Source organism: Serratia sp. HRI (genome assembly GCF_010119335.3).
Taxonomy (GTDB): Bacteria; Pseudomonadota; Gammaproteobacteria; order Enterobacterales; family Enterobacteriaceae; genus Serratia; species Serratia nevei.
Genome location: NZ_CP083690.1, coordinates 983788 through 1007934, shown reverse-complemented (window position 1 = coordinate 1007934; position 24147 = coordinate 983788). Strand labels below are relative to the sequence as shown.

At 61.2% G+C, this 24147-nt stretch carries 22 protein-coding genes; 16 read left to right on the top strand and 6 right to left on the bottom strand.

The genetic code is table 11. The features are described 5' to 3' along the window. Positions 1–187 precede the first annotated feature (187 nt). Positions 188–832, bottom strand: coding sequence for a hypothetical protein (locus GF111_RS04865; RefSeq protein ID WP_073969881.1), 645 nt, complete (start codon positions 830–832; stop codon positions 188–190). 180 nt (positions 833–1012) lie between these two features. On the opposite strand from GF111_RS04865, the gene GF111_RS04860 reads away from it, so the two are divergent. Then, on the top strand, positions 1013–2605 hold the full coding sequence (locus tag GF111_RS04860; RefSeq protein ID WP_033637709.1) for an ABC-F family ATPase: 1593 nt from the start codon (positions 1013–1015) through the stop codon (positions 2603–2605). A 51-nt stretch (positions 2606–2656) separates the two neighbouring features. Here the strand turns inward: GF111_RS04860 and moeB are convergent, their stop codons facing one another. Further along, positions 2657–3412, bottom strand: coding sequence for a molybdopterin-synthase adenylyltransferase MoeB (gene moeB, locus GF111_RS04855; RefSeq protein WP_047728158.1), 756 nt, complete (start codon positions 3410–3412; stop codon positions 2657–2659). A 2-nt stretch (positions 3413–3414) separates the two neighbouring features. After that, the gene (moeA, locus tag GF111_RS04850) at positions 3415–4653 is read right to left on the bottom strand and encodes a molybdopterin molybdotransferase MoeA (RefSeq protein WP_048233132.1); all 1239 of its coding nucleotides are present in this window, start codon (positions 4651–4653) and stop codon (positions 3415–3417) included. A 157-nt stretch (positions 4654–4810) separates the two neighbouring features. On the opposite strand from moeA, the gene GF111_RS04845 reads away from it, so the two are divergent. The 8 genes from GF111_RS04845 (at position 4811) to GF111_RS04810 (ending at position 12640) form a co-directional block, all read left to right on the top strand. Next, on the top strand, positions 4811–5347 hold the full coding sequence (locus GF111_RS04845; RefSeq protein WP_055312409.1) for a DUF924 family protein: 537 nt from the start codon (positions 4811–4813) through the stop codon (positions 5345–5347). A 357-nt stretch (positions 5348–5704) separates the two neighbouring features. Next, a complete protein-coding gene (locus GF111_RS04840) occupies positions 5705–6661 on the top strand; it encodes an isoaspartyl peptidase/L-asparaginase family protein (protein ID WP_047728152.1) in 957 nt (318 codons plus the stop codon). A 19-nt stretch (positions 6662–6680) separates the two neighbouring features. After that, a complete protein-coding gene (locus GF111_RS04835) occupies positions 6681–8555 on the top strand; it encodes a dipeptide ABC transporter ATP-binding protein (RefSeq protein WP_055317577.1) in 1875 nt (624 codons plus the stop codon). A gap of 23 nt (positions 8556–8578) precedes the next feature. Further along, entirely contained in the window at positions 8579–10114 is a 1536-nt protein-coding gene (gene gsiB, locus GF111_RS04830; protein WP_055312408.1) for a glutathione ABC transporter substrate-binding protein GsiB, read from the top strand. Between the two features lie 52 nt (positions 10115–10166). Then, entirely contained in the window at positions 10167–11087 is a 921-nt protein-coding gene (gene gsiC, locus GF111_RS04825) for a glutathione ABC transporter permease GsiC (RefSeq protein ID WP_038880960.1), read from the top strand. Positions 11088–11096: 9 nt separating this feature from the next. After that, positions 11097–12005 carry a glutathione ABC transporter permease GsiD gene (gene gsiD / locus GF111_RS04820; protein ID WP_171887866.1) on the top strand — a complete coding sequence of 303 codons (909 nt, stop codon included), beginning with the start codon at positions 11097–11099 and terminating at the stop codon, positions 12003–12005. A gap of 81 nt (positions 12006–12086) precedes the next feature. Beyond that, the gene (locus GF111_RS04815) at positions 12087–12329 is read left to right on the top strand and encodes a type II toxin-antitoxin system CcdA family antitoxin (protein WP_078061989.1); all 243 of its coding nucleotides are present in this window, start codon (positions 12087–12089) and stop codon (positions 12327–12329) included. A gap of 2 nt (positions 12330–12331) precedes the next feature. Then, the gene (locus GF111_RS04810) at positions 12332–12640 is read left to right on the top strand and encodes a CcdB family protein (protein WP_047728145.1); all 309 of its coding nucleotides are present in this window, start codon (positions 12332–12334) and stop codon (positions 12638–12640) included. A gap of 36 nt (positions 12641–12676) precedes the next feature. Here GF111_RS04810 and fghA read toward each other — a convergent pair whose 3' ends face one another. The 3 genes from fghA to GF111_RS04795 are packed head-to-tail and all read right to left on the bottom strand — an operon-like array spanning position 12677 to position 15609. Next, positions 12677–13519, bottom strand: coding sequence for an S-formylglutathione hydrolase (gene fghA / locus GF111_RS04805; RefSeq protein WP_047728144.1), 843 nt, complete (start codon positions 13517–13519; stop codon positions 12677–12679). A 14-nt stretch (positions 13520–13533) separates the two neighbouring features. Next, positions 13534–14658: an S-(hydroxymethyl)glutathione dehydrogenase/class III alcohol dehydrogenase gene (locus GF111_RS04800; protein ID WP_038880962.1), complete on the bottom strand. Its 1125-nt coding sequence runs from the start codon at positions 14656–14658 to the stop codon at positions 13534–13536. Positions 14659–14688: 30 nt separating this feature from the next. After that, complete coding sequence (locus tag GF111_RS04795) at positions 14689–15609, bottom strand: LysR family transcriptional regulator (protein ID WP_038880964.1); 921 nt, start codon at positions 15607–15609, stop codon at positions 14689–14691. A 105-nt stretch (positions 15610–15714) separates the two neighbouring features. On the opposite strand from GF111_RS04795, the gene GF111_RS04790 reads away from it, so the two are divergent. The 7 genes from GF111_RS04790 to mglC all read left to right on the top strand — a co-directional run bounded on the left by GF111_RS04790 (position 15715) and on the right by mglC (position 24085). After that, positions 15715–16872 (top strand): YbfB/YjiJ family MFS transporter, encoded by a 1158-nt coding sequence (locus GF111_RS04790; protein ID WP_047728141.1) that lies wholly within the window; start codon positions 15715–15717, stop codon positions 16870–16872. Positions 16873–17116: 244 nt separating this feature from the next. Next, a complete protein-coding gene (folE, locus tag GF111_RS04785) occupies positions 17117–17782 on the top strand; it encodes a GTP cyclohydrolase I FolE (protein ID WP_004938969.1) in 666 nt (221 codons plus the stop codon). Positions 17783–17861: 79 nt separating this feature from the next. Beyond that, positions 17862–19034: a DUF418 domain-containing protein YeiB gene (gene yeiB / locus GF111_RS04780; RefSeq protein ID WP_055312406.1), complete on the top strand. Its 1173-nt coding sequence runs from the start codon at positions 17862–17864 to the stop codon at positions 19032–19034. 126 nt (positions 19035–19160) lie between these two features. Further along, on the top strand, positions 19161–20198 hold the full coding sequence (galS, locus tag GF111_RS04775; RefSeq protein ID WP_047728135.1) for an HTH-type transcriptional regulator GalS: 1038 nt from the start codon (positions 19161–19163) through the stop codon (positions 20196–20198). 264 nt (positions 20199–20462) lie between these two features. Next, entirely contained in the window at positions 20463–21455 is a 993-nt protein-coding gene (mglB, locus tag GF111_RS04770; RefSeq protein ID WP_038880978.1) for a galactose/glucose ABC transporter substrate-binding protein MglB, read from the top strand. Positions 21456–21554: 99 nt separating this feature from the next. Continuing rightward, positions 21555–23063 (top strand): galactose/methyl galactoside ABC transporter ATP-binding protein MglA, encoded by a 1509-nt coding sequence (mglA, locus tag GF111_RS04765; RefSeq protein WP_033637724.1) that lies wholly within the window; start codon positions 21555–21557, stop codon positions 23061–23063. A gap of 11 nt (positions 23064–23074) precedes the next feature. Beyond that, positions 23075–24085 carry a galactose/methyl galactoside ABC transporter permease MglC gene (mglC, locus tag GF111_RS04760; RefSeq protein WP_004938953.1) on the top strand — a complete coding sequence of 337 codons (1011 nt, stop codon included), beginning with the start codon at positions 23075–23077 and terminating at the stop codon, positions 24083–24085. The last annotated feature ends 62 nt before the right edge of the window (positions 24086–24147 follow it).

Here is a 24147-nt window from a genome sequence, read left to right as displayed (position 1 = left end):
TTTTTAACCGCAAACCTGAAAATGAAATACCCTAAGAAAACTCCAGCTATGGAGGTCGCAACCCACAGATACTTCAAATGGTCGTCGGAGTAAAATACGAACCAGGCAATGGCCAATAGCGAGAGGGCTATCACTCCACACCCTATGCCCTGAATAATTCTGGATAAAGCCGCTAGCATAAAGTTCTTCATATGTTAACCTTTGCAAAAAAGTACTGACAAATTTGGTTGAATTTCTTTCGATCTCTTTCCCAAACTGAGACGGCATCCTCGAATGGTCGGACTTTGTTTTCTAACAGAAAGTACAGCAGATCGAGGTTTCCCAGGCGTCTGAGTTGATCATACATCCGCGAGTTTCTTGCCCTCAAGTCGCGTGATGTATAGACAGAGCGCGATATGCTTGCCCCAGCGGTGAGAATTGAGCCAACGGTAACACCCGAGACAAGTCGTGGAATGATTTGTTTAGAGAATATATATCCCATGTTTGCGGTGGCTAACTGATTAAATGCGAATTTGCCGATGAGTTTGCCTGATGTTCTTATGGTCATGTCCTTAACATCTTCAAATTTGACTTTGCTGGCGAAGTTTTCGATGAAGATATGAGCCACTTTCTCGATGCTCGCTTTATTGGCCAGGCCTGACTTGATGAGTCTGATAAATCGCTCTTTATCTTGCGAGTTTAACCATCGGTTTTCAGTATCAATATAGTCGTAGCCCAGGTAGTAGAAATCGACCGGTACACTGATAAAACCTTGTGCAAACCCGCGTACTAAATTGCTGTCAATGTTTATGGCATCCGCCATGTCGTTGGCTATCTGCTTTGCGCTTTTCATAGAAATCCTTTTCAATATGAAGCGCGAATCTAGCAGACTTCTTGTACGCAAGCCAATGCCCACCGGCAAACGGTGTGAACCCACCGCTCAAAATGTCACCAAAACTTCCCGCGATCTCTGAACCCCGTTGTGGCATAATGCGCGCCAAATCACATTCCCTATGTATAAAGAGCGAGCGCTGTGTTAAGCACCAACAACATCACCATGCAGTTCGGCAGCAAGCCGTTGTTTGAAAACATCTCTGTCAAATTCGGCGGCGGCAACCGTTACGGCCTGATCGGCGCCAACGGCTGCGGCAAGTCCACCTTTATGAAAATCCTCGGCGGCGATTTGGCGCCGACCGGCGGCAACGTGTTCCTCGATCCGAATGAGCGTCTGGGTAAACTGCGCCAGGATCAGTTCGCCTTCGAACAATACAGCGTGCTGGACACCGTGATCATGGGCCACACCGAGCTGTGGGCGGTGAAGGAAGAGCGCGACCGCATCTACGCTATGGCGGAGATGAGCGAAGAAGACGGCTATAAAGTGGCCGATCTGGAAGTCGCCTACGGCGAGATGGACGGTTACACCGCCGAAGCGCGCGCCGGCGAACTGCTGCTTGGCGTCGGCATTCCGGTGGAACAGCACTACGGCCCGATGAGCGAAATCGCGCCGGGCTGGAAGCTGCGCGTATTGCTGGCGCAGGCGCTGTTCTCCGATCCGGAAATTCTGCTGCTCGACGAACCGACGAACAACCTGGACATCGATACCATTCGCTGGCTGGAGCAGGTGCTGAACGAACGCAACAGCACCATGATCATCATTTCGCACGACCGTCACTTCCTGAACATGGTCTGCACCCACATGGCGGATCTGGACTACGGCGAACTGCGCGTTTATCCGGGCAACTACGACGAATACATGACCGCCGCCACCCAGGCGCGTGAACGTCTGCTGGCCGACAACGCCAAGAAGAAGGCGCAGATCAACGAGCTGCAATCGTTCGTCAGCCGCTTCAGCGCCAACGCCTCCAAATCCAAGCAGGCCACCTCGCGCGCCCGCCAGATCGACAAGATCCAGCTGGAAGAAGTGAAGGCCTCCAGCCGCCAGAACCCGTTCATCCGTTTCGATCAGGACAAGAAGCTGTTCCGTAACGCGCTGGAAGTGGAAGCGCTTACCAAGGGCTTCGACAATGGCCCGCTGTTCAGCAAGCTGAACCTGATGGTGGAAGTGGGTGAGAAGGTTGCGGTGCTGGGCGCTAACGGCATCGGTAAAACCACCCTGCTGAAAACGCTGGTGGGCGACGCACAGCCGGACAGCGGCACCGTGAAGTGGTCGGAAAACGCCCGCATCGGTTACTACGCGCAGGATCACGAATACGAGTTCGACGATACCCTGACCGTGTTCGACTGGATGAGCCAGTGGAAGCAGGAAAAAGACGACGAGCAGGCGGTGCGCAGCGTGCTGGGCCGTTTGCTGTTCAGCCAGGACGACATCAAGAAGAAAGTGAAGGTGCTGTCCGGTGGTGAGAAGGGCCGCATGCTGTTCGGCAAGCTGATGATGCAGCGCCCGAATATTCTGGTGATGGACGAACCGACCAACCACCTGGATATGGAATCCATCGAATCGCTGAACATGGCGCTGGAGATGTACGAAGGCACGCTGATCTTCGTCTCCCACGACCGTGAGTTCGTCAGCTCGCTGGCGACGCGCATTCTGGAAATCACCCCGAACAAGGTGATCGACTTTACCGGCAACTACGAAGACTATCTGCGCAGCCAGGGCATCGTGTAACCCTCGCGGCAACGCATCAGGGCGGGAATTATCCCGCCCTTTTTTTATCCGTCACTCCCCGCCGCACACTTCGCAGTGCGGATCCTTCGGCAGTTTCATCTCGCGGAACTGCATGCTCATCGCATCGAACATCAACAGCTTACCGCGCAGCGGCTGACCATAGTCGGCCAGCAGCTTAATGGCTTCCATCGCCTGCAGGGTACCGATAGTGCCGACCAGCGGGGCCATCACGCCCGCTTCGACGCAGGTGAGAGCGCTGTCGCCGAACAGCCGGCTCAGGCAGCGGTAGCAGGGCTCGCCCGGTTGATAGGTGAACACGCTGAGCTGGCCTTCCATGCGGATCGCCGCGCCGGAAACCAGCGGCCTTTGCTGCGCGTGGCACAGGCGGTTCAGGGCGTCGCGCGCCGCCACGTTGTCGGTGCAGTCCAGCACCAGATCGCAGGCGGCGATCTCTGCCGCAACCGCCTCATCTTCCAAACGGCCGTCGATCGCGTCGATGCGGATATGCGGGTTGATGGCGCTCAGTTCCTGCCTGGCGGAGGCGACTTTGCTCTGGCCGATGCGATCGTCGCGGTGCAGGATCTGGCGCTGCAGGTTGGAGAGCGAGACGGTGTCGAAATCCACCAGTACCAGATGGCCGACGCCGGCCGCCGCCAGGTAAGGCGCGGCGGCGCAGCCCAGCCCGCCCAGCCCGGCGATCAGCACGCGGGCGGCCTTCAGCTTCTCCTGGCCGTCGAAGTCAAAGCCGCGCAGCACGATCTGGCGGTTGTAGCGCAGCGCTTCGGCGTCGGTCAATTCCGGCAGCATGCTCAGCTCCTCAGCAGGGCGTTGAACGGCTCGATCTCCACCGTTTCGCCTACCGCCACCGAACCGCGTTCGCGCTCCAGCACGATGAAACAGTTGCCCTGGCTGTAGGAGCTGAAAACGTGCGAGCCCTGGTGGCCGGTGGTGCTGACCTCCAGTTCGCCCGCGGCGTTGCTGCTGAACACGCCGCGCTGGAAATCGAGGCGGCCCGGCGATTTCTTCAGCGGCGTCAATGCGCGCGCCCGCAGGCGCGGCGGCAGGCGCCAGTCGCTGTGGCCGGCCAGCTTCGCCAGCAGCGGCTGCACCAGCTGGTAGAAGGTCAGGGCGGCGGAAACCGGGTTGCCCGGCAGGCCGCAGAACCAGGCGTGGCGCAGTTTGCCGAAGGCGAAGGGTTTGCCGGGTTTGATCGCCAGCTTCCAGAAGCTGACCTGGCCCAGTTCGTCGAGCATCTGTTTGGTGTAGTCGGCCTCGCCGACCGAGACGCCGCCGCTGCTGATGACCACGTCGGCCTGACTGTCCGCCCGTTCGAAAGCGGCGCGCAGCGCATCGCGATCGTCGCGGATAATGCCGAGATCGAGCACCTCGCAGCCCAGCTGTTCCAGCATCAGGCGCACCGCGAAACGGTTGGTGTCGTAGATCTGGCCCGCCTGCAGCGGCTGGCCGACCGGCTGCAGTTCGTCGCCGGTGGAGAACACCGCCACCTTCAGCTTACGCATTACCTGCACTTCGGCGACGCCAAGCGAAGCCAGCAGCGGCAGCTGCGCGGCGCCCAGCTTCACGCCGGCCGGCAACACGCTCGCGCCCCGGCGAATGTCTTCACCCGCCAGACGGATATTCTGGCCGGCTTCAACCGGCGCGGTAAAACGCACGCCCTGGTCGCTCACCTCGGCCTGCTCCTGCATGACCACCGCGTCCGCCCCGGCCGGGATCGGGGCGCCGGTCATGATGCGCACGCAGCTGTTGGCCGGCCATTGGCCGTCGAACGGCGCACCGGCGAAGGCCTTACCGGCGACCGGCAGCGGCGCATTGGCCGCCAGATCGGCGAGGCGCAGCGCATAGCCGTCCATCGCCGAGTTGGCGAACGGCGGCACGTCGAGCGGCGAGACCACCGGCGCGGCGGTGATGCGGCCGGCGGCGGCGGTCAGGGCAACGGATTCGGTCTGCTGCAGCGGGGCGATCTGCCCGAGCATTTTTTCCAGCGCTTGCTCCAGGGAAATGAGATCGGAAGTATGGCAATGATCCATAAAGGGAACTCCGTAATCAGGGTGCGCTAAATTAGCGACAAAGTGCGGGTATTATGGCAGAGAACGCCGGGGGGGAGAACGGGTTATGCTTGCCATCTTTCGTACTGCGGCGCCGGGGCGAACGGGTATAAACTGCGCAAAACAGAGGAGAATCATGATGCATAAACAGGTTATCGAGTTCTGGTTCGACGAGATCGAACCGATCATGTGGTTTAAAAAGGACGACGATTTCGATCGTCTGCTGCACAGCCGTTTCGGCGAAATTTGGCGGGCAGCGGCGGCGGGGGAGCTGGCGCACTGGCGCGATACCATCGAAGGACGCCTGGCGGAGGTAATCGTGCTCGATCAGTTCAGCCGCAACCTGTTCCGCAGCACGCCGCAGTCGTTCGCCTGCGACGGCATGGCGCTGATCCTGGCGCAGGAGGCGATCCGCAGCGGCGAGTGCGAACGGCTGAGCCGTGAGCAGCGCGGCTTCCTCTATCTGCCGTTCATGCATTCGGAATCGCCGCTGATCCATCAGCAGGCGCTGGCGTTGTACACCGAGCTCAACAACGGCGACCAGCTGGAGTTCGAGCTGCGGCATAAGGCGATCATCGATCGTTTCGGCCGCTACCCGCATCGCAATGCGATATTGGGGCGCACCAGCACGCCGGAAGAAGAGGCCTTTTTACAACAGCCTGGATCGGGTTTTTAATCGTTGGATCATCTGCGCCCGGCCGGAAAAAAACAGCAGGCCGGGCGCCGCAATAAGCGTTATTCAGTGCGAACGTTTATTTCCTTACGCCATGCCGCTATTTCCGCACGCGAAATTACCAATAATCTCAGCCGCAGGATCGGCGGTTTGCCGTTTTTTATAACCTGCTGTTTTTATTCCAATAAGCTATTTCAAGGTGCGAAACGGTCTAAGCGGACTACGCTAAAAGCGGGACGTGGACGTTATGCTGTACTTCCACTGTAGGACTAAATAGAGTCGAAAAAGACTGAATAATAATGATACCGCGCTCAGCTTATTCGCTGTGCAACGGCGGGATTAACACAGGGTGTCAGGCAAATGAGCAAACCAGTGATTGCCATTCATGGCGGCGCGGGCGCAATTACCCGGGCGGCGCTGAGTGCGGAAAAAGAACGGCTGTATATCCAGGCACTGTCCGAGATCGTGGCCGCCGGGCAGGCGATACTGGCGCAGGGCGGCAGCGCGCTGGACGCGGTGACCGAAGCGGTGCGGCTGCTCGAAGAGTGCCCGCTGTTCAACGCCGGTAAAGGATCGGTGTTCACTCATCAGGGCACCCACGAGCTTGATGCCTGCGTGATGGACGGCCGCACCTGCGATGCTGGCGCCGTCGCCGGCGTCAGCCGCATCCGCAACCCGGTGCTGGCGGCGCGCGCGGTGCTGGAAAACAGCGAACACGTGCTGTTTGCCACCGAAGGCGCCGAGCAGTTTGCCGCGGCCCACGGCCTGGAAATGGTCGCCCCCGATTTCTTCTTTACCCAGGAACGTTTCGATCAGCTGCACCGGGCCCAGGCGGAGCAGGGCCGGGTATTGCTCGATCACGACGGTGCGGCGCAGGCCGGCGAGCCGCTCGACCCCGATCGTAAATTCGGCACCGTCGGCGCGGTGGCGCTGGATGCGCTGGGCAACCTTGCCGCCGCGACTTCGACCGGCGGCATGACCAACAAGCAGGCCGGGCGGGTAGGCGACACGCCGATCATCGGCGCCGGCTGCTATGCCAACAACGCCACGGTGGCGGTCTCCAGCACCGGCACCGGCGAAATCTTCATGCGCGGCGTGGCGGCCTATGACGTCTCCGCCCTGATCGAATACGGTGGCCTCAGCCTGCAGGCCGCCAGCGATCGGGTGGTGATGGAGAAGCTGCCGGCGCTCGGTGGCAGCGGCGGCATGATCGCCGTCGATCGCCACGGCAATATCGCGCTGCCGTTCAACTGCGAGGGGATGTATCGCGGTTTTGGCTATGTCGGCGATGCGCCGTCCGTCGGGATTTACCGCTAAGCGTTCACCGGGAGGGTGCATGACCGACGTTTCACTTCGACCCGCCGGCAGCGGGTTGTCATTGCCGCCGCAGCGGGTGCTGACGGTGCGCGATCTGAGCATCAGCTTTCCTCAACCGGACGGCGCCGTGGCAGCGGTGCGTAACCTGTCGTTCGATCTCGAGCGCGGCGAGACGCTGGCGATCGTCGGTGAGTCCGGCTCCGGTAAATCGGTGACTTCGCTGGGGCTGATGCGGTTGGTGGAGCAGGGCGGCGGGCGCATCGTCAGCGGTGCCATGACGCTGCGCCGACGTGACGGCGCGTTGCTCGATCTCGCTCAGGCCTCGCAGAGTACGCTGCGCACGGTGCGTGGTGCCGACATGGCGATGATCTTCCAGGAGCCGATGACCTCGCTCAACCCGGTGTTTCCGGTCGGCGAGCAGATCGCCGAATCGCTGCGCCTGCATCAGGGCATGGATCGCCGCAGCGCGCGCCAGGAGGCGCTGCGCATGCTCGACCTGGTGCGCATTCCGGAGGCCAAAGAGGTGCTGGGGCGCTACCCGCACCAGCTTTCCGGCGGCATGCGCCAGCGCGTGATGATCGCCATGGCGCTCTCCTGCAGGCCAGCGTTGCTGATCGCCGATGAGCCCACTACCGCCCTCGACGTCACCATCCAGGCGCAGATCCTGCAGCTGATCCGCGTGCTGCAACGGGAAATGCAGATGGGGGTGATCTTCATCACTCACGACATGGGCGTGGTGGCGGAGATCGCCGACCGGGTGCTGGTGATGCGCCGCGGTGAGCAGGTGGAGCAAAATCGGGTGCGCGAGCTGTTCGCCGCGCCGCAACAGGCCTATACCCGGGCGCTGCTGGCGGCGGTGCCGAAGCTGGGGGCGATGGCCGATCGGCCGCTGCCGGCGAAGTTTCCGCTGCCGGGCGGCGAGGGGGATACGGCGCCGCAGGATACCGTGCCGCCAGGCGCCGCGCCGATCCTGCGGGTGGAGCATCTGGTTACGCGCTTTGATCTGCGCGGCGGATTGTTCAATCGGGTCACTCGCCGGGTGCACGCGGTGGAAAACGTCAGTTTCGATCTTTACCCCGGCGAGACGCTGGGGCTGGTGGGCGAGTCCGGCTGCGGCAAGTCCACCACCGGGCGCTCTCTGCTGAAGCTGGTGGACAGCCAAAGCGGCACCATCACCTTCGCCGGGCGGCGAATCGATCAGTTGAAGGGGCCGGCGCTGCAGCATCTGCGGCGCGATATTCAGTTCATCTTTCAAGATCCTTACGCCTCGCTCGATCCGCGCCTGACGGTCGGTTTTTCCATCATGGAGCCGCTGCTGGTGCACAACGTGATGCGCGGCCGGGAGGCGGAGCAACGGGTGGCCTGGCTGCTGGAGCGCGTCGGCCTGCTGCCGGAGCATGCGCGCCGCTACCCGCACGAATTCTCCGGCGGCCAGCGCCAGCGCATCTGCATCGCGCGCGCGCTGGCGCTGAACCCGAAAGTGGTGATCGCCGACGAGGCGGTCTCGGCGCTGGACGTGTCGATTCAGGCGCAGATCGTCAATCTGTTGCTCGATCTGCAGCGCGAGTTCGGCATCGCTTTTCTGTTTATTTCACACGACATGGCGGTGGTGGAGCGCATCAGTCACCGGGTGGCGGTGATGTACCTCGGGCAGATCGTCGAGATCGGCCCACGGCAGGCGGTGTTCGACAATCCGCAGCACCCCTATACCCGCAAGCTGATGGCGGCGGTGCCGGTGGCCGATCCCGCTCATGCCCACAAACGGCAGCCGCTGCCGGCCGATGAGATCCCGAGCCCAGTGCGCGCGCTGGGCGATGAACCCGTTACCGCACCGCTGGTGCAGGTTGGCGCCGGGCACTTTGTCGCCCGCCACCCGATCGCCGGTGCTTTTTAAAGACCTCAGGAGAGACAAGCGACATGAAGCACACATTCAAACGCAATGCGCTGTTGGCCGCCGTACTGCTGGCGGCGGGAACCGGCCCGGTCTGGGCGGCGAAGGACGCGGTGATCGCCGTGGCCTCCAACTTCACCACCCTCGATCCTTACGACGCCAACGACACGCTGTCGCAGGCGGTGGCCAAGTCTTTCTATCAGGGGCTGTTCGGCTTCGATAAGGACATGAAGCTGGTGAACGTGCTGGCGGACAGCTATGAGGTCAGCAAAGATGGCCTGACCTACACGGTCAAACTGCGCCAGGGGATTAAATTCCACGACGGCACCGCGCTCAACGCCGAGGCGGTGAAGATCAACCTCGATCGCGCCAGCAACCCGGACAGCCACCTCAAGCGCTACAACCTGTTCAAGATGATCGACAAAACCGAAGCGGTGGACGCCAATACGGTGAAGATCGTGCTGAAGGCGCCGTTCTCGGCGTTCGTCAACAACCTGGCGCACCCGGCGGCGGCGATCATCTCGCCGGCGGCGCTGAAGCAATACGGCAAGGAGATCGGTTTCCACCCGGTCGGTACCGGGCCGTATCAGTTCGTGACCTGGAACCAGACCGATTTCGTCAAGGTGAAGAAGTTCGACGGCTACTGGCAGCCGGGGCTGCCGAAGCTCGACAGCATCACCTGGCGCCCGGTGGTGGATAACAACACCCGCGCGGCGATGCTGCAGACCGGCGAGGCGACCTTCGCCTTCCCGATCCCTTACGAGCAGGCCAAGGTGCTGGAGGGCAACGCCAAGCTGGACGTGGTGGCCGCGCCGTCGATCCTGCAGCGTTACATCAGCATGAACGTCACCCAAAAGCCGTTCGACAACCCGAAGGTGCGCCAGGCGCTGAACTACGCCATCAATAAGGACGCGCTGATCAAGGTGGCGTTCGCCGGTTACGCGGTGCCGGCGGAGGGCCCGGTGCCGCCGGCCATCGACTTCGCCGCCCGCTATAAGCCTTGGCCGTACGATCCGGCCAAGGCACGCGAGCTGCTGAAAGAGGCCGGCTACCCGAACGGTTTCACCACTACGCTGTGGTCGTCCCACAACCACAGCACCGCGCAGAAGGTGCTGCAGTTCACCCAGCAGCAGCTGGCGCAGGTGGGGGTGAAAGTGACGGTGACGGCGATGGATGCCGGGCAGCGTGCGGCGCAGGTGGAGAGCGTCGGGGTGAAGGACACCGGGGTGCGGCTGTTCTACACCGGCTGGTCGGCCTCGACCGGGGAAGCGGACTGGGCGCTGTCGCCGCTGTTCTCTACCCAGGCGGCGCCGCCGAAGCAGTTCAACACCGCGTTCTACAGCAACCCGCAGGTGGACAAGGATCTGACCGACGCGCTGGCGACCACCGATCGCGCCGAGAAGCAGAAACTGTATCAGGACGCGCAGGATCGCATCTGGGCCGACGCGCCCTGGATCTTCCTGGCGACCGAACGTCTGTTGTCGGCCAACAGCAAACAGCTGAGCGGCTTCTACGTGATGCCGGATACCTCGTTCAACTTTGATAACGCCGATCTGAAATAAGGCGCCCATCCCCGCCTGCGGCCAGACGGCGGCGGGCGGGGGAAGGAATGAGATGCTCAATTATTTTCTGAAACGACTGCTGGGCCTGATCCCGACGCTGCTGATCGTGGCGGTGCTGGTGTTCCTGTTCGTCCACCTGCTGCCGGGCGATCCGGCGCGGCTGGCGGCGGGGCCGGAGGCCGACGAGGCGGTGGTGCAGCTGGTGCGCAAGGATTTGGGGCTGGATAAGCCGCTGCCGCAGCAGTTCGCGCACTTCTTCGTCAACGCGCTGCGGGGCGACTTCGGCATCTCGATGGTGTCCAAACGCCCGGTGAGCGAAGAGATCGCCTCGCGCTTTATGCCGACCTTCTGGCTGACCGTCACCAGCATGCTGTGGGCGGTGGCGTTCGGCCTGGCGATCGGCGTGGTGTCGGCGGTGTGGCGCAACCGCTGGCCGGATCGCCTCGGCATGACGCTGGCGGTGTCGGGGATCTCGTTCCCGGCCTTTGCGCTCGGCATGCTGCTGATGCAGGTGTTCTCGGTCGAACTGGGGTGGCTGCCGACGGTGGGCGCCGACAGCTGGCGTCACTACATTCTGCCTTCTATCACCCTGGGGGCGGCGGTGGCGGCGGTGATGGCGCGCTTCACCCGCGCTTCGTTCGTCGAGGTGCTGCAGGAGGACTACATGCGCACCGCGCGCGCCAAGGGCGTGCGGGAAAGCGTGGTGGTGATGAAACACGGCCTGCGCAACGCGATGATCCCGGTGGTGACCATGATGGGGCTGCAGTTCGGCTTCCTGCTCGGCGGTTCGATCGTGGTGGAGAAGGTGTTCAACTGGCCGGGGCTGGGGCGGTTGCTGGTGGACTCGGTGGAGATGCGCGATTACCCGGTGATCCAGGCCGAGGTGCTGCTGTTCTCGCTGGAGTTCATTCTGATCAACCTGCTGGTGGATATGCTGTACGCGGCGATCAACCCGGCGATTCGTTATCAATGAGGGCGCGGCATGATTAAGCATTGGCGGCGCAACGCCGCACTGAAGGCGATGCCGCTTATCGACTCCAACGCGGTACGCACGCCGTGGAGCGAGTTTTGGCGGCGCTTTCGTCGCCAGCGGGCGGCGCTGGTCGCCGGCCTGTTGGTGCTGCTGCTGATTGCGGCGGCGCTGCTGGCGCCTTATCTGGCACCGTTCGATGCGGAAAACTATTTCGATTACGACCGGCTGAACGAAGGGCCTTCGCTGATGCACTGGCTGGGCGTCGATTCCCTCGGGCGCGATATCTTCAGCCGCATCCTGATGGGCACGCGCATTTCGCTGGCGGCCGGGGTGTTCTCTGTGCTGGCGGGCGGGGCGATCGGCACCCTGCTGGGGCTGCTGGCCGGCTACTATGAGGGCTGGTGGGATCGTCTCACCATGCGCGTCTGCGACGTGCTGTTCGCGTTTCCCGGCATTCTGCTGGCGATCGGCGTGGTGGCGATCATGGGCAGCGGCATGGCCAACGTGATCGTCGCGGTGGCGATCTTCAGCATTCCGGCCTTCGCCCGCCTGGTGCGCGGCAATACGCTGGTGCTGAAGCACCTGACCTATATCGAATCGGCGCGCAGCATCGGCGCCTCGGACTGGACCATCATCCTGCGGCACATTCTGCCGGGCACCCTGTCTTCGATCGTGGTCTATTTCACCCTGCGTATCGGCACCTCGATCATCACCGCCGCCAGCCTGTCGTTTCTGGGCCTGGGCGCCCAGCCGCCGACGCCGGAGTGGGGGGCGATGCTCAACGAGGCGCGCGCCGATATGGTGATCGCGCCGCACGTGGCGATCTTCCCCAGCCTGGCGATATTCATCACCGTGCTGGCCTTCAACCTGTTGGGCGACGGATTGCGCGACGCGTTGGATCCGAAACTGAAGGGGTGAGGGCATCGCTGAATTGGCATACCCCTGTTTTACGAGTATAATTGATGAAAATTTAACCCGTGTATATTACAGGGATGGGGAATGGATATGGCAAATAACAATGTGACGAAAAAGACAGTCAACGTAACCATCGATCGCGATCTTTTCCAGCGCGCAAAATCCCTGGGCGTCAATGTGTCATCCGTATTGACGGACGCATTGAGCGTCCGCGTCAGGGATATTGAGATTCAACAGTGGCGCGAGCAAAATCGCGCGGCGTTAGAAGAACTTAATCGTATCACTGAAGAAAATGGTTTGTTGTCTGATGAATATCGGACATTTTAAATATGCAATTTACCGTATATGACAATACGTATCCGGCATCAGCCTATCCCTACTTACTGGACGTTCAAAGCGATCTTATTGATGTCCTCTCGACCCGGTTAGTGATCCCTCTTTATGCTTTGGATAACGTCAGGGTTAAAATTTCTGCACGTTTATGCCCGGAAATTGAGGTCAACGGCGAAAAGTTTCTTGTTATGACGCATGAGATGGCTGCCGTACGTATTTCGCAGATTGGGAAGGCCGTTGGTAATGTCAATGAGCACAGGAATCAAATTAAAGCCGCTATCGATTTTCTGATTGATGGCTTTTGAAAAAATCCGGGCGGTTAAACCGCCCGGATTTTTTTATCAGCGGAACAGGTGCTCGGCGTGGAAGCGCAGGTGATCTTCCACGAAGGTGGCGATGGTGAAGTAGCTGTGATCGTACCCCGGCTGAATGCGCAGCGTCAGCGGCCAGTCGTGCTGGCGCGCCAGCTCCGCCAACCGCGCCGGTTGCAGCTGGTCGGCCAGGAACTGGTCGTCGTCGCCCTGGTCGATAAGGACCGGCATTTTTTCCGCGCCGCTGGCCAGCAGATGGCAGCTGTCGTACTGCAGCCACTGGCTTTCGTCGCTGCCCAGATAGGCGGTGAACGCCTTGCGGCCCCACGGCACCTGGCACGGGTTAACGATCGGCGCGAAGGCCGATACCGAGCGGAAGCGCTGCGGATTGCGAAACGCCATGATCAGCGCGCCGTGGCCGCCCATCGAGTGGCCGAAGATCGACTGACGATCGCTGACGCTGAAGTGCTGTTCGATCAGCGCCGGCAGTTCGGCGCTGATGTAGTCGTACATGCGGAAATGGCGATCCCACGGCGCCTGGGTGGCGTTCAGGTAGAACCCGGCGCCCTGGCCCAGATCGTAGCCTTCGTCGTTCGGCACTTCGTCGCCACGCGGGCTGGTGTCCGGCATCACCAGCACCAGACCCAGCTCGGCGGCGATGCGCTGCGCGCCGGCTTTCAACGTGAAGTTCTCGTCGTTGCAGGTCAGCCCCGACAGCCAGTACAGCACCGGCGGCGGGTTGTCATCGCGCGGCGGCGGCAGGTAGATGCTGAATGTCATGTTGCAATTCAGGCTCTGCGCCGCGTGGCGATAGCGCTGCTGCCAGCCGCCGAACATGCGGTGCTCTTCGAGAAGTTCCAATGACAACGTCATCTCTGCCTCCTGGCTTATTGGTCGAAGTGGATGACGGAACGGATCGATTTGCCTTCGTGCATCAAATCGAACGCTTCGTTGATCTGCTCCAGCCCCATGGTGTGGGTGATAAAGTCGTTCAGTGCGAATTCGCCGTCCAGATAGCGCTCGACGATGCCCGGCAGCTGCGAACGGCCCTTGACGCCGCCGAACGCCGAACCACGCCAGACGCGGCCGGTGACCAGTTGGAACGGACGGGTCGAGATCTCTTCGCCCGCGCCTGCGACGCCGATGATCACCGATTCGCCCCAGCCCTTGTGGCAGCACTCCAGCGCGGAACGCATCACGTTGACGTTGCCGATGCACTCGAAGGAGAAATCGACGCCGCCGTCGGTCAGCTCGACGATCACTTCCTGAATCGGCTTGTCATAGTCTTTCGGGTTGATCAGATCGGTGGCGCCCAGCTTGCGGGCCAGATCGAACTTGCTGGTGTTGATGTCGATGCCGATGATGCGGCCCGCGCCGGCCATCTGCGCGCCGATGATCGCCGACAGGCCGATGCCGCCCAGGCCGAAGATCGCCACGGTGTCGCCCGGTTGCACTTTGGCGGTGTTCATCACCGCGCCCATGCCGGTGGTCACGCCGCAGCCCAGCAGGCACACTTCTTCCAGCGGCGCTTCCTTGTTGATTTTCGCCAGTGAGATTTCCGGCACCACGGTGTACTCGGAGAAGGTGGACGTGCCCATGTAGTGGAAGATCGGCTTGCCGTCCTTGAAGAAGCGGGTGGTGCCGTCCGGCATCAGCCCTTTGCCCTGGGTGGCGCGGATCGCCTGGCACAGGTTGGTCTTGCCGGATTTACAGAATTTGCACTCGCCGCACTCCGGGGTGTAGAGCGGGATCACGTGATCGCCGACCGCCACGCTGGTGACGCCTTCACCGACCGCTTCCACCACGCCGCCGCCCTCGTGGCCGAGGATCGCCGGGAACACGCCTTCCGGATCTTTGCCGGACAGGGTGTAGGCATCGGTGTGACAAACGCCGGTGGCGACGATCCGCACCAGCACTTCGCCTTTTTGCGGTGGCATCAGCTCGACTTCTTCGATCTTCAGCGGCTGGTTCGGGCCCCAGGCAACGGCGGCGCGGGTTTTGATCATCTCCATCATAGTCTCCTCAGTGGTTTTCTTTTTAAATCAGGCGATATCGACAACGCCTGATAAATCGTTGGGGGTGCTTTCATCAACAGCGGCGGTTTCCGTCTGTTCAATAATCAACTCTTTCAGCGCGCGCACGTTCGGCCCGAACGCGTCGCGGCGCCACAGCAACCAAGTGGCGGTGTCGGCCACGTCCGGCGGCAGGGTGTGAACCCGAACCCGCTCATGGCCCGGCAGCAGGCTCAGCACCGAATGCGGGATCATCGCCAGCCCGGCGCCGCTGGCGACGCAGGCCAGCATGGCGTGATAGGACTGGATCTCCATAATTTGCCCCGGCCGCGCGCCTTCGCGCTTGAACCAGGCCTCCAGCCGCAGGCGGTAGGAGCAGCTGGCGCGAAAGGCGAACAGCGTCTCGCCATTGGCGTCTTTGGCGCTGTGGATCGGCGCGTGATCGAGACAGGAGATCACCACCATATGTTCAGGATAGGCGATGCAGCCGTTCAGCTCGTCATAGGGTACCGGCCCGTCGACCAGCGCCGCGGCCAGCGTGCCGGCGCGCACTCGATCGGCGATTTCGCCGGAGGTACCGGTGGTCAGCGACAGCGAAACCTGCGAGAAGCGCTGGTGGTAAGCCGCCAGCAGCGAGGGCAGGCGGGTAGCGGCGGTGCTTTCCATCGAGCCGAGGGCGAAGTTGCCCGCCGGTTCGCCGGCGTGGGTGATGCTCATCGCCTCGTCGCTCAACGCCAGGATGCGGTTGGCGTAGCACAGAAAGTTATGGCCCATCGGCGACAGGCGCAGGCGCTGTTTTTCGCGGATAAACAGATCGGCGCCCAGCTCCTGTTCGAGCTGGCGCAGCCGGGTGGTCAAATTCGACGGCACGCGGTGCAGCTGCTCGGCGGCGCGGGCGACCGAGCCGGTTTCCGCCACGCAGCAGAACATGCGAAGCTGGGTCAGATCCATAATATTCTCGTTTCGTGATTAACTTGATAACTATTATTCAGTTTTTGTGAGTTTAATACTGCGGCATGATACTGGCAACTTTCTTTTAACCTTTTGGATACCGGTATGGCTTTACGTATTGCCTTGAGCGGTTTTGCCGCACTGATCGTCGCGATGGGCATTGGCCGCTTCGCTTTCACTCCCCAGGTGCCGCTGATGATCGCGGAACACCAGTTCAGCCTGACCGGCGCCGGGCTGGTGGCGGCGATCAACTATTTGGGCTACCTGTGCGGTGCCTACGACGCGATGCGCGCCACGCGCCACGTCGAGCGGCGTCTGTGGCTGGGCGTATGGGGCGCGATGGCGCTGACGCTGCTGTCGGCGCTGGCGCAGGATGAATGGACCCACGGCGCGCTGCGCTTCGTCATCGGCTGGGCCAGCGGCTGGGCGATGGTGCTGGTGGCGGCCTGGACCAACGAGCGGTTGGCGCACTACGGCCGGCCGGCGCTGAGCGCGGCGGTGTTCGCCGGGCCGGGCGCCGGTATCTTCCTCAGCGGCATGCTGGCGGTGGGCATCAACACGCTGGGGCTGACGGCAGCGCAGGCCTGGCTGGTGTATGGCGGGCTGGCGCTGGTGTTGGTCGGAGGAATTAGCGCCTTTCTGCCGCGCAGCGGCGAGCTGCATCGCCCGGACGTGGCCCCGGAGCCGCTGCTGCTGACGCCGGCGCTTAAACGCCTGGTGTGGAGTTACAGCCTGGCCGGGTTCGGCTACATCCTGCCGGCGACGTTCTTGTCGCAGATGGCGGCGGCACGTTTTCCCGGTAGCCTGTTCGCGCAGTTCGTCTGGCCGGTGTTCGGCGGCGCGGCGGTGCTGGGGATCGTTATCGGCATTTTGACTCGCCACAGGCTGACCACCCAGAGCCGGCTGGCGATCACGCTGTGGATACAGGCGCTGGGCGTGCTGAGCGCCGAAGTGGTGCCGGGCGTGGCCGGCCTGGCGTTGGGGGCGTTGCTGACCGGCGGCGGTTTTCTCTGCGTGGTGCAGCTCGCCCTTCAGCACGGCCGTGAACTGGCGCCGCGCCATGCGCGCTATATGGCCGGGTTGCTGACCACCGGTTATGCGATCGGCCAACTGGTCGGGCCGATGTTGTCGGCGCTGTCGACCGCCATGACCCATCGGCTGGAGCCGGCGTTGTATGTGGCGGTGGCGGCGCTGTTGGTGGCTGGTGCGCTGGTGGTGAATACCCCGGCGCGGCGGCTGGCGCAAAAAACGGCGATGAGCTGATTAAAATCCATACAAAAAACGTGGAATCCCGCAGCCGGCCTGATTGTGCTAAATGCGAATATTTCACCTGCGGATGAAGCACTATCACTGGATAATCGCCGCGCTCTCATCTACAGTGGGGGCAAAATCTTGACCGGGTTCACGTTATCCATCACGAAAACTCTGCCGTCACGAGAGCAAGCAATTCGCCGGCCGCACGCCCTACCAGGCCGCCGGCGGGTTTCGTCCGCAGGAGAACAAGTACATGACATCATTAAGTAAAGAAGCCGCGCTGGTGCATGCGGCGCTGGAAGAGCGTGGTCTGGAGACGCCGCTGCGCGGGGAAGTGCTGGATCGCGAAACGCGCAAGCGCCGCATCAAAGAGCACATGACCGAAATCATGCAGCTGCTGAATCTCGATCTGTCCGACGACAGCCTGGCGGAGACGCCGCATCGCATCGCCAAAATGTATGTCGACGAGATCTTCTCCGGGCTGGACTACGCCAACTTCCCGAAAATCACCGTCATCGAGAACAAAATGAAGGTGGATGAGATGGTGACGGTGCGCGATATCACGCTGACCAGCACCTGCGAGCACCACTTCGTGACCATCGACGGCAAGGCCACCGTGGCCTATATCCCGAAAGACTCGGTGATCGGCCTGTCGAAGATCAACCGCATCGTGCAGTTCTTCTCCCAGCGTCCGCAGGTGCAAGAGCGCCTGACCCAACAGATCCTGGTGGCGCTGCAGACTCTGCTCGGCACCAATAACGTGGCGGTATCGATCGATGCGGTCCATTATTGTGTCAAGGCGCGCGGCATCCGCGACGCGACCAGCGCCACCACCACCACCTCGTTGGGGGGGCTGTTCAAGTCCAGCCAGAATACCCGCCAGGAGTTCCTGCGCGCGGTGCGTCATCACCAGGGGTGATGGCGTTGCGGGGCGACCCGCACGACGACAACAGGCGCCTGCGGGCGCCTTTTTCATGAGCGGAAGACAGCGATAAAAAATGAACAGTCACCCTCTGCCGCGCATCGCCACGCTGGACTGCGTGCGCGGCATCGCCATTCTCGGCATTTTATTGCTGAACATCAGCGCCTTCGGCTTGCCGAAGGCCGCCTATCTCAACCCGGCCTATCTGGGCATGCCGTCGTCGCGCGACGCCTGGACCTGGGCGCTGCTCGATCTCTTCGCCCAGGCCAAGTTTCTGGCGATGTTCGCGCTGTTGTTCGGTGCCGGGCTGCAAATGCTGCTGCGGCGCGGCAAAAGCTGGATCCGCGCGCGGCTGTCGTGGCTGGTGCTGTTCGGCCTCGCACACGCCATCTTCCTGTGGGACGGCGATATTCTGCTGGCCTACGGGCTGATCGGCCTGGTGTGCTGGCGCATGATCCGCGAAGCCAAAGAAACCTTCCAGCTGCTGAAAACCGGCGTGGTGTTGTATCTGATCGGCGTAGCGGTGCTGCTGCTGCTCGGCTTCGTTTCGCACGGTGAACCGGGCAATTTCTGGCAGCCGGGCGTGGCGGAGCTGCAGTACGAGAAGTTCTGGAAGCTGCAGGGCGGTTTCGAAGCCTGGCGCAGCCGCGCCGATCTGCTCTCGTCCAGCCTGCTGGCCATCGGTGCGCAGTATGGCTGGGAGCTGGCGGGGCTGATGCTGTTCGGCGCCGGGCTGATGCGCAGCGGCTGGCTGCGCGGCAGTTATTCCTCCGGTTATTACCTGCGGCAGGCGGCGTGGCTGCTGCCGCTTTCGGTGCTGATCCAGCTGCCGGCGGTGGCGCTGCAATGGCAGGTCCACTGGGACTATCGCTGGAGCGGTTTCCTGCTGCAGGTGCCGCGCGAGCTGGGCGCCCCGCTGCAGGCGATGGGCTATCTGGCGCTGTGCTACGGTTTCTGGCCCGCGCTGTCGCGCATGCGCATCGCCCACTGGCTGACCCTGGTGGGACGCATGGCGCTGAGCAACTACCTGCTGCAAACGCTGATCTGCACCACGCTGTTTTATCGCTTCGGCCTCTATGAGCAGTTCGACCGGCTGCAGCTGTTGGCGTTCGTGCCGCTGGTCTGGTTGGCCAACCTGGCGTTTTCCGCACTGTGGCTGCGTTACTTCGCTCAGGGGCCGATGGAGTGGCTGTGGCGCAAGCTGACGCAGCTGGCCGCCGGCGCAGCGGAACCCAAAGCGCTGAAGTGAGCGTCTGCCGACAGGTTAAAAAAATGTATGTAAACGTTTTCTTTCCTGTGACGTAATTCACGCGAGCAGCGGACCAATCGGGGTAGGATAGCGCCACCGGCCACTACCCTGATTTCAGGATCCCACATGCCTTCAGTTCATCCGATCACCATTCGCGACGTGGCGAAACGCGCCGGGGTCTCCGTGGCGACCGTCTCCCGCGTGCTGAACCACAGCGCGCTGACCAGCAAGGAGACGCGCGAGCAGGTGCTGCAGGCGGTGGCGGAGCTGGGCTATCGCCCCAACGCCAACGCGCAGGCGTTGGCGACTCAAAGCAGCGATACCCTGGGCGTGGTGGTGATGGACGTCTCCGACCCGTTCTTCGGCGCGCTGGTGAAAGCGGTAGACACGGTGGCGCAGAAACACCACAAATACCTGCTGATCGGCAACAGTTATCATCAGGCGGACAAAGAGCGCCACGCGATCGAAGTGCTGATCCGCCAGCGCTGTAATGCCCTGATTGTTCATGCCAAAGCCCTGAGCGACGCCGAGCTGATCGGCTTTCTGGAGCAGGTACCGGGCATGGTGCTGATCAACCGGATTATCCCCGGCTATGAGCCGCGCTGCGTCGGGCTGGATAACGTCTGCGGCGCGGAAATGGCGATGCGTCTTTTGCTGTCGCAGGGCCATCGACGCATCGGCTATCTAGGCTCCAATCACCCGATCGAAGACGGGCCGCTGCGCCAGCAGGGCTATGCGCAGGCGATGGCCGCCGCCGGGCTGGCCACGCCCGACAACTGGCGCGCCTACGGTTCGCCGGATTTGCAGGGCGGCGAGGCAGCGATGGTGGAGCTGCTGGGGCGTAACCTACAGCTGAGCGCGGTGTTCGCCTACAACGACGCCATGGCCGCCGGCGCCATGGCGGTGCTGAAAGAAAACGGTATCACAGTGCCGCAGCATTTCTCGCTGATCGGCTTCGACGACATCCCCATCGCGCGTTACACCAGCCCCAAACTCACCACGGTGCGCTATCCGATCGTCTCGATGGCCACGCTGGCCACCGAGCTGGCGTTGCAGGGCGCAGCGGGCCTGGCGGAGCCGCAGGCCGCTCATCTGTTCATGCCGACGCTGGTGCGGCGCCATTCTGTCGCCCCCTGGCAAAGTGAGGCGACGGTCACTCTCTGACGATTTAATCTTGTGTAACCGTTTTCAATCTGTGAGAAAATTCACAGAATATTAACATCGCGCCGTCTATGCTCTAGGCGTTTTCCGGCGCAAAGGCCCTTGCCGCTGCAACCTTTACCTCGCGCTGACACAGCATTTCTCGGAAATAACAAGATCCACGGACGACAGGTGTTGAGTGGAAATCGCCTGGCCTGGGGTGTGCGCACTGCCGGTGACCATTGGCTCAAAGACGAGTAATACCCTACACAGAACCGGAGACTGACAATGAATAAGAAGGTTTTCACCCTGGCCGCCATGGCCGCAGCCATGATGTTTGGCGCCGCAGCCCATGCTGACACCCGTATTGGCGTCACGATTTACAAGTACGACGACAACTTCATGTCGGTGGTGCGTAAGGCTATTGAGAAAGACGCCAAGGCTTCACCGGACGTCACCCTGCTGATGAATGACTCGCAGAACGACCAGTCCAAGCAGAACGATCAGATCGACGTGCTGCTGGCCAAGGGCGTGAAAGCGCTGGCGATCAACCTGGTCGACCCGGCTGCGGCGCCGGTGGTTATCGATAAGGCGCGCGCAAACGATATCCCGGTGGTGTTCTACAACAAAGAACCTTCCCGCAAGGCGCTGGACAGCTACGACAAGGCGTATTACGTCGGCACCGATTCCAAAGAATCCGGCGTGATCCAAGGCGAGCTGATCGCCAAACACTGGAAAGCCAACCCGGCCTGGGATCTGAACAAAGACGGCCAGATCCAGTATGTGCTGCTGAAGGGCGAACCGGGCCACCCGGATGCCGAAGCGCGCACCACCTACGTGGTGAAAACGCTGAACGAAAAAGGCATCAAGACCCAGCAGCTCCAGATGGATACCGCGATGTGGGATACCGCGCAGGCGAAAGACAAGATGGACGCCTGGCTCTCCGGCCCGAACGCCAACAAGATCGAAGTGGTGATCGCCAACAACGACGCCATGGCAATGGGCGCGGTAGAAGCGCTGAAAGCGCACAACAAGACCAGTATCCCGGTGTTTGGCGTCGATGCCTTACCTGAAGCGCTGGCGCTGGTGAAATCCGGCGCGATGGCGGGCACGGTGCTGAACGACGCCGACAACCAGGCGAAAGCCACCTTCGAGCTGGCGAAAAACCTGGCGGCGGGCAAACCGGCCACCGAAGGCACCCAATATAAAATCGAAAATAAAGTCGTGCGTATTCCTTACGTCGGCGTAGATAAAGACAACCTGTCTCAGTTTGTTAAATAAGAATTGAGATCCCGCTAAGACCCCGCCGGCGGCGCCAACACCAGGAATACCGCCGGCGGGGATGTTTACGACTGCAAGATCGTTAAGCCAGGTGTATTTATGGCCGATAGCTCACGCGAATTTCTGCTGGAAATGACGGATATCTGTAAGTCATTTCCCGGCGTCAAAGCCTTGGACAATGTCAATTTACGCGTCCGCCCGCACTCGATTCACGCCCTGATGGGGGAGAACGGCGCGGGTAAATCGACGTTGCTGAAATGCCTGTTCGGCATTTACAAAAAAGACAGCGGCAGCATTGTGTTTCAGGGCCGGGAGATCGATTTCAAGAGTTCGAAAGAAGCGCTGGAGCACGGCGTTTCCATGGTGCACCAGGAGCTGAACCTGGTGCTGCAGCGCACCGTGATGGACAACATGTGGCTGGGGCGCTATCCGACCAAAGGCCTGTTCGTCGATCAGGAAAAAATGCTCAAAGACACCCAGGCGATCTTCGACGAGCTGGATATCGACATCAACCCGCGCGAAAAGGTGGGCAACCTGTCGGTATCGCAGATGCAGATGATCGAGATCGCCAAGGCGTTCTCCTACGACGCCAAAATCGTCATCATGGATGAACCGACCTCCTCGCTGACGGAGAAAGAGGTCAATCACCTGTTCACCATCATCCGCAAGCTGAAAGAGCGCGGCTGCGGCATTGTTTATATCTCGCACAAGATGGAAGAGATCTTTCAGCTTTGCGATGAGATAACGGTGCTGCGCGACGGCCAGTGGATCGCTACCCAGCCGCTGGAAGGGCTGGATATGGACAAGATCATCGCCATGATGGTCGGCCGTTCGCTCAGCCAGCGCTTCCCCGACAGGCAGAACACGCCGGGTGAGGTGATCCTTGAGGTGAAGAACCTGACGTCGCTGCGTCAGCCCTCGATCCGCGATGTGTCCTTCGATCTGCACCAAGGCGAGATCCTCGGCATCGCCGGGCTGGTGGGCGCCAAGCGCACCGATATCGTCGAGACGCTGTTCGGCATTCGCGAAAAGGTGGCGGGCACCATCAAGCTGCACGGCAAGGCGATTGACAACCACAGCGCCAACGAAGCCATCAACCACGGTTTTGCGCTGGTGACCGAAGAACGCCGATCCACCGGGATTTATGCCTACCTCGACGTGGGTTTCAACTCGCTGATCTCCAATATCCGCAATTATAAAAACAAGCTCGGCCTGCTGGATAATGCGCGGATGAAGAGCGACACCCAGTGGGTGATCGACGCCATGCGGGTGAAAACGCCGGGGCATCACACCCATATCGGCTCGCTGTCCGGCGGCAATCAGCAGAAGGTGATCATCGGCCGTTGGCTGCTGACGCAGCCGGAGATCCTGATGCTGGATGAACCGACGCGCGGCATCGACGTGGGCGCCAAGTTCGAGATTTATCAGCTGATGACCGAACTGGCGAAGAAGGGCAAGGGGATCATTATCGTCTCGTCCGAAATGCCGGAGCTTTTGGGGATCACCGACCGCATTTTGGTGATGAGCAATGGTCAGGTTGCGGGCATCGTTAACACCAAACAGACCTCGCAAAATGAAATCTTACGTCTCGCCTCCCTGCACCTTTAAGGATCGGAATTATGAACGCGCTAAATAAAAAAACCTTATTTACCTATTTCAAGGAAGGCGGCATTTACGTGGTGTTGCTGGTGCTATTGGCCATCATCATCATTCAGGATCCGACTTTCCTCAGCCTGATGAACCTGAGCAACATCCTGACGCAGTCTTCGGTGCGCATCATCATCGCGCTGGGCGTGGCGGGGCTGATCGTGACCCAGGGCACCGACCTGTCCGCCGGGCGGCAGGTGGGGCTGGCGGCGGTGGTGGCGGCCACGCTGCTGCAGTCGATGGATAACGTCAACAAGGTGTTCCCGCACATGGAAACCTGGTCGATTCCCCTGGTTATCCTGCTGGTGTGTGCGGTCGGCGCGGTGATCGGCCTGGTTAACGGCCTGATTATCGCCTATCTCAACGTGACGCCGTTCATCACTACGCTGGGTACCATGATCATCGTCTACGGCATCAACTCGCTGTATTACGATTCGGTCGGTGCTTCGCCGGTCGCGGGCTTCGATCCGAAGTTTTCCACCTTTGCCCAGGGCTTCTTGCGCTTCGGTGACTTTAAGCTGTCGTACATTACCTTCTATGCGCTGATCGCCATCATATTCGTCTGGATCCTGTGGACCAAGACCCGCTTCGGCAAGAACATCTTCGCCATCGGCGGCAACCCGGAAGCGGCCAAGGTGTCCGGGGTCAACGTGCCGTTGAACCTGATCATGATCTATGCGTTGTCCGGCGTGTTCTACGCCTTCGGCGGCCTGCTGGAAGCGGGGCGCATCGGCAGCGCCACCAATAACCTCGGCTTTATGTACGAGCTGGATGCCATCGCCGCCTGCGTGGTGGGGGGCGTCTCCTTCGCCGGCGGGGTGGGTACGGTGTGGGGCGTGGTGACCGGGGTGATCATCTTCACCGTCATCAACTACGGCCTGACCTATATCGGCATCAACCCGTACTGGCAGTACATTATCAAGGGCAGCATCATCATCTTCGCCGTGGCGCTGGACTCGTTGAAATACGCCAAGAAGAAGTAGATTTGCCGCAGCACAGACAACAAGGCCGGCCTATTGCCGGCCTTTCTTTTGGGCGTTTGCCG

Bases quoted from the DNA above. Each gene is read 5' to 3' on its own strand.
- GF111_RS04810 (WP_047728145.1), top strand. From the start codon at position 12,332: ATGCAATTTACCGTATATGACAATACGTATCCGGCATCAGCCTATCCC.
- folE (WP_004938969.1), top strand. From the start codon at position 17,117: ATGACATCATTAAGTAAAGAAGCCGCGCTGGTGCATGCGGCGCTGGAA.
- mglB (WP_038880978.1), top strand. From the start codon at position 20,463: ATGAATAAGAAGGTTTTCACCCTGGCCGCCATGGCCGCAGCCATGATG.
- GF111_RS04815 (WP_078061989.1), top strand. From the start codon at position 12,087: ATGGATATGGCAAATAACAATGTGACGAAAAAGACAGTCAACGTAACC.
- moeA (WP_048233132.1), bottom strand. From the start codon at position 4,653: ATGGATCATTGCCATACTTCCGATCTCATTTCCCTGGAGCAAGCGCTG.
- mglC (WP_004938953.1), top strand. From the start codon at position 23,075: ATGAACGCGCTAAATAAAAAAACCTTATTTACCTATTTCAAGGAAGGC.
- moeB (WP_047728158.1), bottom strand. From the start codon at position 3,412: ATGCTGCCGGAATTGACCGACGCCGAAGCGCTGCGCTACAACCGCCAG.
- fghA (WP_047728144.1), bottom strand. From the start codon at position 13,519: ATGACGTTGTCATTGGAACTTCTCGAAGAGCACCGCATGTTCGGCGGC.
- mglA (WP_033637724.1), top strand. From the start codon at position 21,555: ATGGCCGATAGCTCACGCGAATTTCTGCTGGAAATGACGGATATCTGT.
- GF111_RS04800 (WP_038880962.1), bottom strand. From the start codon at position 14,658: ATGGAGATGATCAAAACCCGCGCCGCCGTTGCCTGGGGCCCGAACCAG.
- gsiD (WP_171887866.1), top strand. From the start codon at position 11,097: ATGATTAAGCATTGGCGGCGCAACGCCGCACTGAAGGCGATGCCGCTT.
- galS (WP_047728135.1), top strand. From the start codon at position 19,161: ATGCCTTCAGTTCATCCGATCACCATTCGCGACGTGGCGAAACGCGCC.
- GF111_RS04835 (WP_055317577.1), top strand. From the start codon at position 6,681: ATGACCGACGTTTCACTTCGACCCGCCGGCAGCGGGTTGTCATTGCCG.
- yeiB (WP_055312406.1), top strand. From the start codon at position 17,862: ATGAACAGTCACCCTCTGCCGCGCATCGCCACGCTGGACTGCGTGCGC.
- GF111_RS04845 (WP_055312409.1), top strand. From the start codon at position 4,811: ATGCATAAACAGGTTATCGAGTTCTGGTTCGACGAGATCGAACCGATC.
- gsiC (WP_038880960.1), top strand. From the start codon at position 10,167: ATGCTCAATTATTTTCTGAAACGACTGCTGGGCCTGATCCCGACGCTG.
- GF111_RS04840 (WP_047728152.1), top strand. From the start codon at position 5,705: ATGAGCAAACCAGTGATTGCCATTCATGGCGGCGCGGGCGCAATTACC.
- GF111_RS04795 (WP_038880964.1), bottom strand. From the start codon at position 15,609: ATGGATCTGACCCAGCTTCGCATGTTCTGCTGCGTGGCGGAAACCGGC.
- GF111_RS04790 (WP_047728141.1), top strand. From the start codon at position 15,715: ATGGCTTTACGTATTGCCTTGAGCGGTTTTGCCGCACTGATCGTCGCG.
- gsiB (WP_055312408.1), top strand. From the start codon at position 8,579: ATGAAGCACACATTCAAACGCAATGCGCTGTTGGCCGCCGTACTGCTG.
- GF111_RS04865 (WP_073969881.1), bottom strand. From the start codon at position 832: ATGAAAAGCGCAAAGCAGATAGCCAACGACATGGCGGATGCCATAAAC.